The sequence below is a fragment of the Streptomyces corynorhini genome (assembly GCF_003346515.1).
Taxonomy (GTDB): domain Bacteria; phylum Actinomycetota; class Actinomycetes; order Streptomycetales; family Streptomycetaceae; genus Streptomyces; species Streptomyces corynorhini.
The window spans coordinates 16,924-29,574 of sequence record NZ_QQNA01000291.1; the positions used below are offsets into that span (position 1 = coordinate 16,924).

The following is a 12,651-nucleotide window of genomic DNA, read 5'->3' on the forward strand; positions in this document are numbered from 1 at the left end:
CGCGCCCAGGGTCGGGCCCGGTCGCCCGTCGCTCACCTCAGCCTGCTGGACGCCAGGATGGAGATCAGGTGGAGGAGGGTCTGGAGGATCGCGATCCCCGCGAGGACGGCGATCCCGAGGCGGCTGAAGTACAGGTCGCCCCTGACCGAGTCCAGGATCGCGAGGAGAAGGATCAGCAGGGACGCCTCGATACCGAGGATGAGGCGGTGGAACTTGAGCGCCCCGGCGGCCCTGCGAGCCAGCGCCATACCGGACGAGCGCGGCTCGGAGGCCGACTCCTTGACCGGGGCGAGTCCTTGCTGGTGGCGGGCGACGCCGACCAAGTCGGTCTCGGCCTTGACCAGGATGGCGCCGAGGGCGGCGACCGTACCGAGGAAGGCCCACAGCCAGTCGATCCGGCCGGTGCCCCACAGGTCGGCGCCCCGCAGCCCGAAGCCGACCAGAACGGCGGCGTCGCACAGGTAGGCGGCGACCCGGTCCAGGTACACCCCGGTCATCGAGTACTGCTTCTTCCAACGGGCGATCTCCCCGTCGACGCAGTCGAGCAGCAGATAGAGCTGGACCGCCAGCACGGCGAGCACCGGGCCCGTGATGCCCGGCACCAGGAGGGCGGGGGCGGCGAGGGCACCGGCGACGGTCATCACGTACGTCAGCTGGTTGGGCGTGACCCGCGTGTTCACCAGGTACCGGTCGACGCGCAGCGAGACTTCCCGCATGTACATGCGTCCGGCCCAGTGCTCTCCACTGCGCCGGTCCTTCACTCCTTCCGGGTGGACGACCGGGCGGAGTTCAGCTACTGAGGGTCGAGGCATAGTCGGCGTACGCGTCCCTGATCTGGTCGGTGGACAGGTCGAGGTGTTCCAGGATGGTGAAGCGGCCCGGCCGGGTCTGCGGTGCGTAGGCGACGGCCCGGACGAACTCGTCGGCGGTGAAGCCGATCTCCTCCGGCAGCACGGGCAGACCGTGACGCCGCAGCACCTCGGTGAACAGCAGTGACTCCTCCTCGGCGCCGCGCAGCCGCATGGCGAAGGCGGCACCGATGCCGACCTGTTCGCCGTGGGGCGCGGAACGCTTGGGGTAGAGGAGGTCGAAGGCGTGGTTGATCTCGTGGCAGGCGCCCGAGGCGGGGCGGCTGTCGCCCGCGACGGACATCGAGATGCCCGTCATGACGAGCCCCTCGGCCAGGGTGGTGAGGAAGGAGTCGTCGCCCACGCCGCCGGGGTGGCGCAGGACGGCCTCGCCCGCCTGGCGGGCCATCGCGGCGGCGAGTCCGTCGACTGCCTCGCCGGTGATCCGGCGGGACAGCTCCCAGTCGGCGACGCAGGAGATGTTCGAGATGGCGTCGCCGATGCCGGAGCGGACGTAGCGGACGGGGGCGTCGCGGATCACGTCGAGGTCGATGACCACGGCGATCGGGGTGGGGACCCCGTAGGAGCCGCGTCCGTTGTCGTTGTCCAGGGTCGCCACGGGCGAGCAGAGGCCGTCGTGCGCGAGGTTGGTCGCGACGGCCACCATGGGCAGCCCGACCCGGGCCGCCGCGTACTTGGTGACGTCGATGATCTTGCCGCCGCCGAGGCCGACCACGGCGTCGTACCGCTTGCCCTTGATGTCGTCCGCCAGCTTGACGGCGCAGTCGATCGTGCCGTCGAGGACCTGGAACCAGTCGGCGCCGGGCAGCGCGGGCGCCAGGCGCTCGCGCAGCGCCTGCCCGGAGCCGCCGCTTATCGCCACGGCGATCCGGCCGGAACTGGAGATGCGCTGGTCGGCGAGGAGCCCGGCCAGATCGTCCAGGGCGCCGCGGCTGATGTCCACGACGACCGGCGAGGGGATGAGCCGGGTCAGTACTGGCACGCGATCTCACGGCCCTTCGCGAGGTCGGCGTGGTTGTCGATCTCGACCCAGGGGATGGAGCCGATGGGTGCCACGTCGATGGTCAGGCCCCGGTCGACCAGCTCCTGGTAGCCGTCCTCGTAGTAGAGGTCGGGGTCCTTCTCGAAGGTGGTCCGCAGCGCGTCGGTGAGGTCGGCGGCGGCCTCGGGCTCGATCAGGGTGACGCCGATGTACTCGCCGGTGGCGGTGGCCGGGTCCATCAGCTTGGTGATGCGGGTGACGGCCCCGGTGCCGTCCGTGATGACCTTCATCTCCTCGTCGGCGAGGTCCTTGACCGTGTCGAGGGCGAGGATGACGCGGCGGCCGCCGCCGCGCGCGGCGAGCAGGTCCTTCTCGACGGAGACGGGGTGCACCGTGTCGCCGTTGGCCAGGATGACGCCGCGGGCGAGGACGTCGCGGGCGCACCAGAGGGAGTAGGCGTTGTTCCACTCCTCGGCCTTGTCGTTGTCGATCAGGGTGAGCTTCAGGCCGTACGTCCGCTCCAGGGCGGCCTTGCGCTCGTACACGGCCTCCTTGCGGTAGCCGACGACGATCGCGGCCTCGGTCAGGCCGACCGCGGCGAAGTTGCCGAGCGTCAGGTCGAGGACGGTCGTGGTCCCCTCCCCTGCCGGGTCGACCGGCACGAGGGCCTTGGGCAGCGTGTCGGTGTAAGGACGCAGACGGCGTCCCGCTCCGGCGGCGAGTACGAGGCCGATCATGCGGTTTCTCCTTCGTCGTGTACGGCGGGGGCTCCGGAGGAGACCCAGAACCGGATGGACTCCGTGAGCGCGATCACCGCAACGGCGCACGCGAGCACCGTCAGGGCCGACGGGAGGTCGAACGCGCGCGTGGAGAGGGCGGCGAGGAGGGCGACCAGCAGGGTGCGGCCCTCGTGGCCGCCGAGCAGCCTGACCAGGCCGCGGGGCGGGGCTCCGGCGCCGCCGCGGATGCGGTACACGGTGTCGTAGTGATGGTAGGCGACGGCCGCCACCAGCCCGAACGCCGCGGGCAGGGCGCCGGGCAGGTCGACGCGGTGGGCGAGGATCAGGACGGTGCTGTACTCGGCCGCCCGGAAGACCGGCGGTATCAGCCAGTCGAGGGCGCCGCCCATCCGGCGGGCGACGACGAATCCTGAGGTCAGGACGTACACCAGGGCGCCGAGGACGAGTACGGGGCTGTCCAGCGGTCCGAAGGCGGCCATGGCGACGGCCGCCGCGCCCCCGGCCAGCGCGATCAGGAACGGCAGCGGGCCGCGCAGCGCGCGGGCCGGGCGGCGCGCCGCCCGCGCGACGGTCTCGGCGAGCGGGCCCGAGTCGGCCAGGTCGGCGAGCGCGCGGGCGGCGCGGTCGGTACGGACGGACCGGCGGGTCACCGAGCGCAGCACCCGTCCCGCGGTGGTGTAGCAGGCGGCGAAGGCGCAGCCGACGAGCAGGGCGTAGAAGACGGTCCTGGGCGTGGTCAGGGCCGTGAGCACGGCGATCATCGCCCAGCGCTCGCCGATCGGCAGCACGATCATGCGGCGTGTCCAGACCGTCCAGCCGACGCTGTCGAGCCTGCTGGAGAGCGCGGAGGTGGGGGTGCCCACCACGGCCTTGCCGTCGGCCGCGGCGGTGGCGCTGTCGGCGTTGGCCTCGTTGAACGAGAAGTCGACGAAGTGGCGGCAGCTCTGCAGGACCATCGCGGCGAGCGCGAGCGTCCATACGTCGTCGCCGCCGCGTGCCGCGCCGAGCGCGAGGCCCGCGTAGTAGGCGTACTCCTTGGCGCGGTCGAAGGTGGCGTCCAGCCAGGCGCCCATCGTGGAGTACTGGAGCGAGTAGCGGGCGAGCTGCCCGTCGGTGCAGTCCAGCACGAAGGAGAAGATCAGCAGCGCGCCGGCGGCGACGTAGCCGCCCCGGGTGCCGGTGGCCGCGCAGGCCGCCGCGATCAGGGCGGTGACCAGCGAGGCGGTCGTGACCTGGTTGGGGGTCAGTCCGCGCCGGGCGCACCAGCGGGCGAGGTAGCGGGAGTACGGGCTGACGCAGAAGGTGGTGAAGAAGCCGTCGCGGGCCTTGACGGCGGAGCGCAGCCGTACCGCCTCGTCGTCCACGGCGGCGACCTCGGCGGCGGCCTGTTCCCTGGCGGGCGCGTCGGCCGGTACGGCGGCGACGAGCGAGCCCAGCTCGGGCCGGGTGACCGCCGTGCCGTCGGCGTCGAGCGCGCGCGCCGCCCGGTCGGCGAGGTCCTGCCCGGCCGGGGCGGTGGTGAACCGCGGCGCGGGGGCGGGCGGTTCGGTGTCGTGGCGGGCGGGGGCACCGGCGGTGGCCGCCGCGTGCGGCTCGGCGGCGCCGGTCCGCGCCGGGGTCGCGTCGGCCGCCAGCGTGCTCAGGGCGCGCAGCAGCGCGGGGCGTGCCTCGGGCTGGGCGGTGAGCGCGCCGGGGACGGCGGCGGCCGGGAAGCGCGGATCGGTCAGCGCCAGGCGCAGCGCGTGGAGGTGGCCGACGAAGCGCGGGTCGACCAGCGCGACGCGGTCGGCGGCGGGTGCCGAGGCGATCAGCTCCCGGGCCTCGGGGGCGCCCGGCGCGGTACGTACGTCGAAACCCAGCGCCCGCAGATCGCCTTCGAGCGACGATCCGGGTACCGGAGGACCGGCGAGGATGGCGGTCGGCAGACGAACTCACTCCTTGGCACTGACGGGGCTGGGGGCGCGGCGGTACCGCCCGGGATCCGGGCGGGGCGGCATGTCGGCAGAGGCTATCGGATGAACGGAAGGGTGAGTTCACCGCCCGTTTACGCGGTGGTCGCCGTGGTCCGGGCGGTACGCCGCCCGGACGGAGATCATCATTGTCGATCGGCGCGCGTCCGCCAAACCGCGCCCGGCGGTGCGCTCTGCCGTCCGGGGCGTCCCTTTAGGGTGGCTCCATGACGTGGCTGATCACAGGCGGAGCGGGTTATATCGGGGCACATGTGGCACGGTCGCTGGCCGCGGCGGGGGAACGGGTGGTCGTCCTGGACGATCTGTCGACCGGTTTCGCCGAGCGGCTGCCGCCGGAGATCCCGCTGGTGCGGGGTTCGCTGCTGGACCGGGGCCTCGTCGACCGTACGCTCGCCGGGCACGGGGTCACCGGGGTGGTGCATCTGGCGGGCAAGAAGCGGGTCGGGGAGTCCGTGGAGCGGCCGCTGATGTACTACCGGGAGAATCTGCACGGGCTCACGGTGCTGCTGGAGGCGGTGGTGGCGGCGGATGTCCGGCGCTTCCTGTTCTCCTCGTCGGCGGCCGTGTACGGGGTGCCGGATGTGGAGTTGATCACGGAGCGGACCCCGGCGGTGCCGATCAATCCGTACGGCGAGACCAAGCTGGCGGGCGAGTGGCTGGTGCGCGCGACCGGGCGGACCCACTCGATCGCCACGGGCTGTCTGCGGTACTTCAACGTGGCGGGCGCGGAGCGGCCCGAGCTGTCCGACACCGGGGTGTTCAACATCATTCCGATGTTCTTCGACAGGATCAGCCGGGGCGAGCCGCCGATGATCTTCGGTGACGACTATCCGACCCCGGACGGCACGTGCGTCCGTGACTACATCCATGTCGCGGATCTCGCCGAGGCCCATCTCGCGGCGGCGCGGCGGCTGGCCGAGCTGGACACCGCGGGGGAACCGGCGGACCTGACGGTCAACATCGGCCGGGGCGAGGGCGTCTCGGTGCGGGAGCTGGCCGATCTGGTGGCGGAGGTGACCGGCGACCGCACGCCGCCGGTGGTCGGGGCGCGGCGGCCGGGGGACGCCGCGCGGGCGGTCGCGTCGGTGGGGCTGATCTCCGAGGAGCTGGGCTGGAGCGCGCGCCGCGGGGTGCGCGAGATGGTGGAGTCGGCCTGGGCGGGGTGGCGGCTGCACCGTCCGGCCGTCCGGGCGGGGTGACCCGCCACCCCGGACCGATGATCATTTGAACTGCTCTGACCTGCGATCATTTCCGCAGGTCAGAGCAGTTGACAACGGTGTTCAGTCCCGTGTTGCCCGATACCCCCCACCGGTGTTCACTGGCGTGGTCGGCAGATCGCCCAGACGACCGGGAGGCGCCTCATGGGGGCAGGGCACAACCACGGACACACGCACGGAGCGCCCGCGGGCGGCACCGCGACCGCCGCCCACCGGGGCAGGCTGCGCATCGCGCTGTCGATCACGCTGTCCGTGATGGTGGTGGAGATCGTGGGCGGGATCCTGTCCGACTCGCTGGCCCTGCTCGCCGACGCGGCGCACATGGCGACGGACGCGGTGGGGCTCGGCATGGCCCTGCTGGCGATCCACTTCGCGGGCCGCCCGCCGACGGCGAAGCGTACCTTCGGCTACGCGCGGGCCGAGATCCTCGCGGCGCTGGCCAACTGTCTGCTGCTGCTCGGGGTCGGCGGCTTCCTGCTGTACGAGGCGGTCGACCGTTTCATCACGCCGCCGGAGACCAAGGGCGGGCTGACGATCGTCTTCGCGCTGATCGGTATGGCCGCCAACCTCGTCTCGCTGTCGCTGCTGACGCGCGGGCAGAAGGACAGTCTCAATGTGCGCGGCGCCTACCTGGAGGTACTCGCCGACACCCTCGGCTCGTTCGCGGTGCTGGTCTCGGCCGGGATCATCCTGGCCACGGGGTGGCAGAGCGCCGACCCGATCGCGGGCCTGCTGATCGGCCTCATGATCGTCCCGCGTACGCTCAAGCTGCTCAGGGAGACGCTCGACGTCCTGCTGGAGGCGGCTCCCAAGGACGTGGACATGGCCGAGGTGCGGGCGCATATGCTGGCGCTGCCCGGGGTGGCGGACGTGCACGACCTGCACGTCTGGACGATCACCTCGGGGATGCCGGTGCTCTCCGCGCACGTGGTCGTGGAACAGGAGTCCCTGGATGTGGCGGGGCACGAGAAGATCCTCCACGACCTGCAAGGGTGTCTCGGCCACCACTTCGACGTCGAGCACTGCACCTTCCAGCTGGAGCCGGGGGGCCACGCGGAGCACGAGGCGAGACTCTGCCACTGAGAGGGCCCGGTGCGCGGGGCGGGCGGCGGGTCCCGGGCCGAACGGACATGCCCACGCCCCCGAAGTGCGGACACGGGGCTTTTGTACGGCAGACTTGGCGGCCGAGGCCCGAAGCGAAGGATGGTTATGCCGACCACACCAGTCACTGCGGCGAACAGCTCGTCGAACGGCGCACAAGAAACGATCATGCTGGAGCTGGTCGACGAGAACGGCAACACCATCGGCACCGCCGAGAAGCTCAGCGCCCACCAGCCGCCCGGCCGGCTGCACCGGGCCTTCTCCGTCTTCCTCTTCGACGAGCAGGGCCGGCTGCTGATCCAGCGCCGCGCGCTGGGCAAGTACCACTCCCCCGGCGTCTGGTCCAACACCTGCTGCGGACACCCGTACCCCGGCGAGGCGCCGTTCGCGGCGGCGGCCCGCCGCACCCACGAGGAGCTGGGCATCTCGCCCTCGCTGCTCGCCGAGGCGGGCACGGTGCGCTACAACCACCCCGACCCGGAGTCCGGACTGGTCGAGCAGGAGTACAACCACCTCTTCGTCGGGCTGGCGCAGTCCGCGCCGCGCCCCGACCCCGAGGAGGTCGGCGAGACCGCGTTCGTCACCCCGCAGGAGCTGACCGAGCGGCATCGCGCGGCACCCTTCTCCGCGTGGTTCATGACCGTGCTGGACGCCGCGCGCCCGGCGGTCAGGGAACTCACAGGCTCCGCCGGGGGCTGGTGACGCCCTCGCGCGGGCGCTCCACGGCGACCGGACAGAGGAAGGGCAGCACCGCCCAGACGATCTTCCCGCCGCCGGCGGTGTGCTCGACGCCGCAGCCGCCGCCGGCCTCGCGGGTGGTCTCCCGTACGAGCAGCAGCCCGCGCCCGCCGGTCCTGGCGTGGTCGGTCTCCAGCGCGGTCGGCCGGTAGGGGTGGTCGTCCTCGACGGAGATCCGGATCCACTCCGCGCCGATGGCGACCTCGACGGCCACCTCGGGCGAGAGCAGCGCCGCGTGCCGCACCACGTTGGTGACCAGCTCCGAGACGATGAGCAGCACCCCCTGGACGACCACGTCCCTGACCGGTACCCGCTGGCGCCGGAGCAGATCGCGCACGGCGTGCCTGGCCCGCGGTACGGAGACGTCGGTGGCGGGTGCCGTGAAGCGCCAGACCCCCTCGTACGGCAGCGGCCGGGCCGGAACGCTCACGCGGCTCTCCATGCTGGGGTACCCACCCTTCGGTTGGACCGGTGTCTTCCCGTCGGCGTCCGGCACCGGCGGACTCCCACGGTTACCGAGTGTGGGGGCCCGAGATAGTCCGTTCCGGACTACTGAACAGAAGTCAGCAGTTATTGGCGAAGCCAGCCTGCTTTTGATGGAAAACATCCCGAAACTGATCGCTGTTTATCGCCGATTGACAGGCGGTGCGGAGCGGCATGTGCCTCGGGGATAGCATCCGGAATATGGAGTCCCAACTGCTGCACTCCGTCACCGACGGTACGGCGCGTGTGGTCATCCACCACCCCGCCAAGCGCAACGCGATGACCGCCCGGATGTGGCGGGAGCTGCCCCCGCTCCTCGACCGGCTGGCGGCCGATCCCGCCGTACGGGTCCTGGTGCTGACCGGCGGGGGCGACACGTTCTGCGCGGGCGCCGACATCTCCTCGCTGCGGGAGCCCGCCGGTCCTGGCGAGGATCCGCGGTCCCTGGCGGTGCGGGCGGAGGAGGCGCTGGCCGCCTTCCCCCGGCCGACGCTCGCCGCCGTACGGGGCCACTGCGTGGGCGGCGGCTGCCAGTTGGCGGCCGCCTGCGATCTGCGTTTCGCCGAGGAGGGCGCCCTCTTCGGCGTCACTCCGGCGCGGCTTGGCATCGTCTACCCGGAGTCGTCCACCCGGCGGCTGGCCTCGCTGGTGGGCCCGTCGACCGCCAAGTACCTGTTGTTCTCGGCCGAGTTGATCGGCACGGAACGGGCGCTGCGCACCGGGCTGGTGGACGAGGTGCTGCCGGCCGGCGAACTGGAGGGACGGGTGGCCGAGTTCACCCGGGTGCTCCGCTCGCGCTCGGCGGTGACCCAGGCGGCGGCCAAGGCGTTCGTCCCGGGGCGCGCCGGGGCGGAACACACCGGCGCGGAGGAGTACTGGACGGCGCAGGCGCACGGCAGCGGCGACACGGCGGAGGGGGTCGCCGCCTTTCTGGAGCGCCGGGAGCCGCGCTTCGGGTGGAGCGCCGGGAGCGTGGCGGGCAGCCGATGAGGCGGAGGTACGGCCGAAGCGCGGCGATGCCGGGCCGGGCCCGTACCCCCGTACCGGTTCGCCCGGCGGCGGCTGGGCCCGTTCACTCCGTACCAACCAGTCGGTAACATGCTGGTATGACTTCTCTGCCCGCGCGCGCCGCACGCCACTGTCACGCCGCCCTCAACCCGCTCCACTCGGCCCTGTACTTCTCCCCCGACCTCACGAGCGCGTTCGCGCGCCACGACGTGGACGCGCGCGGCGCCTACTTCGCGGCCCGTGCCGCTCCGCTCGGCGCGGTCGGCGCGGGGGTCGTCACCGCGACGTTCTACAACTTCCAGTACGCGCACGTGGCCCGGCACATCCCTGACCTGTGGGACAGCGTCTCCCCCGAGCAGGCCCTCGAAACCCGCCTGAGCGCCGCCGACGCGACGCTGCGCCGTCTGCTGGGCGAGGAGGCCATCGCGTCGAAGGAGCTGGCCGAGGCGGCGGAGCTGGCACTGCGGGCCGCCGAGGCAGGCACCCGTGCGGCGCGCCCGCTGTACGCCGCGAACGCCGGTCTGCCGGTGCCCCGCGAGCCGCATCTGGCGCTGTGGCACGCGGCGACCCAGCTGCGCGAACACCGGGGCGACGGACATCTCGCGGCGCTGGTCACGGCGGGGCTCGGTCCGGTCGACGCCCTGGTCAGCCACACCGCGAGCAGCCGGGGCATGGCGGAGGACTGGGTGCGCGCCAGCCGGGGCTGGAACCAGGAGGAGTGGCAGGCGGGCCAGGAGCGGCTGCGGGCGCGCGGGCTGCTGGACGGCGCGGACGAGCTGACCCCGGCGGGCACGGAGCTGCGCAAGACGCTGGAGGAGGAGACCGACCGGCTGGACCTGGCCCCGTACGAGGGCCTCGGCGCGGCGGGCGTGGCCCGGCTCACCGAACTGGCGGGCGCCCTCACGGCGACGGCGGTGGCCGCGGGCGCCTTCCCCGCGGGGATCTTCGGCACGCGCTGAGAGCCTGTCGTTCCGGCCCCGGCGCAGACCGCCCGGACAGGACCCGGGGCGTTTCGGCGACGCGGGAAGGGCGCGTGCCAGGGCGTGGCCGCCCCGTCGGAGGTCACCCGACCGGCTCCGCGCCCGGCGCCACGCGCCGCGGACCGGTCGCGCCCGCCGATGTCGGCGCGGCCTGCCACAATGCTCACGGCGGACCAATGAACAGCGGAGCGTGAGCGTGACGACATCCATTGAAGACCGGATCGCCGGGGAACTCGGTGTGCGGGAGCGCCAGGTGAGGGCCGCGGTCGAGCTGCTCGACAGCGGCTCGACCGTGCCGTTCATCGCGCGCTACCGCAAGGAAGCGACCGAGATGCTCGACGACGCGCAGCTGCGCACCCTGGAGGAGCGGCTGCGCTACCTGCGGGAGCTGGAGGAGCGGCGGACCGCGATCCTGGAATCCGTACGGGAACAGGGCAAGCTCGACGACGCCCTGGAGGCGCGGATCCGGGCGGCCGACACCAAGGCGCGCCTTGAGGACATCTATCTGCCGTTCAAGCCCAAGCGGCGCACCAAGGCGCAGATCGCCCGCGAGGCCGGTCTCGAACCGCTCGCCGAGCGGCTGTTGAGCGACCCCTCGGCGGAACCGGAGGCGGTCGCGGCCGCGTTCGTCGACGCGGACCGGGGCGTCGCGGATCCCGCCGCCGCGCTGGAGGGCGCGCGGGCCGTCCTCACCGAGCGGTTCTCCGAGGACGCGGACCTCATCGGGGAGCTGCGCGAGCGGATGTGGACCCGGGGACGGCTCGCCGCGAAGGTGCGCGCGGGGAAGGAGGAGGCGGGCGCCAAGTTCGCCGACTACTTCGACTTCGCCGAGTCCTTCTCCCGGCTGCCCTCGCACCGGATCCTCGCCATGTTCCGCGGGGAGAAGGAGGACGTCCTCGACCTCGTGATGGAGCCGGAGGAGCCCGCCGGGACCTCGCCGCCGCCCGGCCCGAGCGCGTACGAGGCCATGGTCGCGCGCCGTTTCGGCGTCGCCGACCGGGGGCGCCCCGGCGACACATGGCTGGGGGACACGGTCCGGTGGGCGTGGCGGACCAGGATCCTGGTGCACCTCGGCATCGATCTGCGGCTGCGGCTGCGGACCGCCGCCGAGGAGGAGGCCGTACGGGTCTTCGCCTCGAACCTCCGGGACCTGCTGCTCGCGGCCCCCGCCGGGACACGCGCCACGCTCGGCCTCGACCCCGGCTTCCGTACCGGGGTGAAGGTCGCCGTGGTCGACGCCACCGGCAAGGTCGTCGCCACCGACACGATCCATCCGCACGTCCCGGCGAACCGGTGGGACGAGTCGCTCGCCAAGCTGGCGGCACTCGCGAAAGCGCACGCGGTCGATCTGATCGCCATCGGCAACGGCACGGCGTCCCGGGAGACCGACAAGCTCGCCGGTGAGCTGTGCGCCAAGCACCCCGAGCTGAAGCTGACGAAGGTGATGGTCTCCGAGGCGGGCGCCTCGGTCTACTCGGCCTCCGCGTTCGCCTCGCAGGAGCTGCCCGAGCTGGACGTGACGATCCGGGGCGCGGTCTCGATCGCGCGTCGGCTCCAGGATCCGCTGGCCGAGCTGGTCAAGATCGACCCCAAGTCCATCGGGGTCGGCCAGTACCAGCACGACCTGTCGGAGGTGAAGCTCTCCCGCTCACTGGACACCGTGGTGGAGGACTGCGTGAACGGTGTCGGTGTCGACGTCAACACCGCCTCCGCGCCGCTGCTCTCGCGCGTCTCGGGCATCGGCGCGGGCCTCGCGGAGAACATCGTCGCGCACCGCGACGCCAACGGCCCCTTCCGGTCGCGGCGCGCGCTCAAGGACGTGGCCAGGCTCGGCCCCAAGGCGTACGAGCAGTGCGCGGGCTTCCTCCGGATCCGCGGCGGCGACGATCCGCTGGACGCGTCGTCCGTGCACCCGGAGGCGTACCCGGTCGTCCGGTCGATGGTGAAGACCAGCGGCGCCGACGTCGCCTCGCTCATCGGGAACACCTCGGTGCTGCGTTCCCTGAGGCCCGGCGACTTCGTGAACGACGCCTTCGGTCTGCCGACCGTCACGGACATCCTGCGCGAGCTGGAGAAGCCGGGCCGTGACCCGCGTCCGGCGTTCAGGACGGCCACGTTCAAGGACGGCGTCGAGAAGATCGGCGACCTGGCCCCCGGGATGGTGCTGGAGGGGGTCGTGACGAATGTCGCGGCCTTCGGCGCGTTCGTGGACATCGGGGTGCACCAGGACGGATTGGTCCATGTCTCCGCGATGTCCAGGAACTTCGTCAAGGACCCGCGCGAGGTGGTGAAGCCGGGCGACGTGGTCCGGGTGAAGGTCAGGGACATCGACATCCCCCGCAAGCGGATCTCGCTGACCCTGCGCCTGGACGACGAGGCGTCGGCCTCCGGAGCCGCGGCGAAGCCGGAGCGCTCGGGAGGCGGCGGCCGGCCGCCGCAGCAGCGCCAGAGCAACGGCGGGCGCGGCGGCGGACGCGGCGGCAACGGCGGCGGTGGCGGTGGCCGCCAGGGCGCTCCCGCCCCGGCGAACAGCGCGATGGCCGACGCGCTGCGCCGGGCGGGA

Annotated in this window: 11 protein-coding genes; 6 read left to right on the forward strand and 5 right to left on the reverse strand. The window is 72.7% G+C overall.

The window, feature by feature from the left end; genetic code table 11:
• Window positions 1-32: 32 nt before the first annotated feature.
• Genes DVH02_RS29500 through DVH02_RS29515 form a run of 4 tightly spaced genes read right to left on the reverse strand, consistent with a single transcriptional unit; the run spans window position 33 to window position 4,516 of the window.
• A complete protein-coding gene (locus DVH02_RS29500; protein WP_114626916.1) occupies window positions 33-812 on the reverse strand; it encodes a CDP-alcohol phosphatidyltransferase family protein in 780 nt (259 codons plus the stop codon).
• Window positions 790-1,851 (reverse strand): iron-containing alcohol dehydrogenase family protein, encoded by a 1,062-nt coding sequence (locus tag DVH02_RS29505; protein ID WP_114626917.1) that lies wholly within the window; start codon window positions 1,849-1,851, stop codon window positions 790-792. Before DVH02_RS29505 ends, DVH02_RS29500 begins: the two co-directional genes overlap by 23 nt.
• Window positions 1,839-2,588: a phosphocholine cytidylyltransferase family protein gene (locus DVH02_RS29510; RefSeq protein WP_114626918.1), complete on the reverse strand. Its 750-nt coding sequence runs from the start codon at window positions 2,586-2,588 to the stop codon at window positions 1,839-1,841. Before DVH02_RS29510 ends, DVH02_RS29505 begins: the two co-directional genes overlap by 13 nt.
• Window positions 2,585-4,516, reverse strand: a complete 1,932-nt coding sequence (locus DVH02_RS29515; protein ID WP_114626919.1) for a DUF5941 domain-containing protein — start codon at window positions 4,514-4,516, stop codon at window positions 2,585-2,587. Before DVH02_RS29515 ends, DVH02_RS29510 begins: the two co-directional genes overlap by 4 nt.
• Window positions 4,517-4,767: 251 nt before the next feature.
• On the opposite strand from DVH02_RS29515, the gene galE reads away from it, so the two are divergent.
• The 3 genes from galE to idi all read left to right on the forward strand — a co-directional run bounded on the left by galE (window position 4,768) and on the right by idi (window position 7,581).
• Complete coding sequence (gene galE / locus DVH02_RS29520; RefSeq protein WP_114626920.1) at window positions 4,768-5,760, forward strand: UDP-glucose 4-epimerase GalE; 993 nt, start codon at window positions 4,768-4,770, stop codon at window positions 5,758-5,760.
• A gap of 162 nt (window positions 5,761-5,922) precedes the next feature.
• Window positions 5,923-6,861, forward strand: a complete 939-nt coding sequence (locus tag DVH02_RS29525; protein WP_114626921.1) for a cation diffusion facilitator family transporter — start codon at window positions 5,923-5,925, stop codon at window positions 6,859-6,861.
• Window positions 6,862-6,987: 126 nt separating this feature from the next.
• Window positions 6,988-7,581, forward strand: coding sequence for an isopentenyl-diphosphate Delta-isomerase (gene idi / locus DVH02_RS29530; protein ID WP_114626922.1), 594 nt, complete (start codon window positions 6,988-6,990; stop codon window positions 7,579-7,581).
• On the opposite strand, the gene DVH02_RS29535 is transcribed toward idi, so the two are convergent.
• A complete protein-coding gene (locus DVH02_RS29535; protein ID WP_114626923.1) occupies window positions 7,556-8,059 on the reverse strand; it encodes an ATP-binding protein in 504 nt (167 codons plus the stop codon). The genes idi and DVH02_RS29535 overlap by 26 nt on opposite strands.
• Window positions 8,060-8,301: 242 nt before the next feature.
• Here DVH02_RS29535 and DVH02_RS29540 point away from each other — a divergent pair, with 242 nt between their 5' ends.
• The 3 genes from DVH02_RS29540 to DVH02_RS29550 form a co-directional block, all read left to right on the forward strand.
• Window positions 8,302-9,090, forward strand: a complete 789-nt coding sequence (locus DVH02_RS29540) for an enoyl-CoA hydratase/isomerase family protein (protein ID WP_114626924.1) — start codon at window positions 8,302-8,304, stop codon at window positions 9,088-9,090.
• Window positions 9,091-9,206: 116 nt separating this feature from the next.
• On the forward strand, window positions 9,207-10,067 hold the full coding sequence (locus DVH02_RS29545) for an SCO6745 family protein (protein WP_114626925.1): 861 nt from the start codon (window positions 9,207-9,209) through the stop codon (window positions 10,065-10,067).
• 217 nt (window positions 10,068-10,284) lie between these two features.
• A partial coding sequence (locus tag DVH02_RS29550) for a Tex family protein (protein ID WP_147286155.1) occupies window positions 10,285-12,651 on the forward strand: 2,367 nt, incomplete at its 3' end.

What these genes read in the sequence shown, in the direction of transcription:
- DVH02_RS29500 (WP_114626916.1), bottom strand. Translation starts at nt 812, where the DNA reads ATGCCTCGACCCTCAGTAGCTGAACTCCGCCCGGTCGTCCACCCGGAA.
- DVH02_RS29510 (WP_114626918.1), bottom strand. Translation starts at nt 2,588, where the DNA reads ATGATCGGCCTCGTACTCGCCGCCGGAGCGGGACGCCGTCTGCGTCCT.
- galE (WP_114626920.1), top strand. Translation starts at nt 4,768, where the DNA reads ATGACGTGGCTGATCACAGGCGGAGCGGGTTATATCGGGGCACATGTG.
- DVH02_RS29525 (WP_114626921.1), top strand. Translation starts at nt 5,923, where the DNA reads ATGGGGGCAGGGCACAACCACGGACACACGCACGGAGCGCCCGCGGGC.
- idi (WP_114626922.1), top strand. Translation starts at nt 6,988, where the DNA reads ATGCCGACCACACCAGTCACTGCGGCGAACAGCTCGTCGAACGGCGCA.
- DVH02_RS29535 (WP_114626923.1), bottom strand. Translation starts at nt 8,059, where the DNA reads ATGGAGAGCCGCGTGAGCGTTCCGGCCCGGCCGCTGCCGTACGAGGGG.
- DVH02_RS29540 (WP_114626924.1), top strand. Translation starts at nt 8,302, where the DNA reads ATGGAGTCCCAACTGCTGCACTCCGTCACCGACGGTACGGCGCGTGTG.
- DVH02_RS29545 (WP_114626925.1), top strand. Translation starts at nt 9,207, where the DNA reads ATGACTTCTCTGCCCGCGCGCGCCGCACGCCACTGTCACGCCGCCCTC.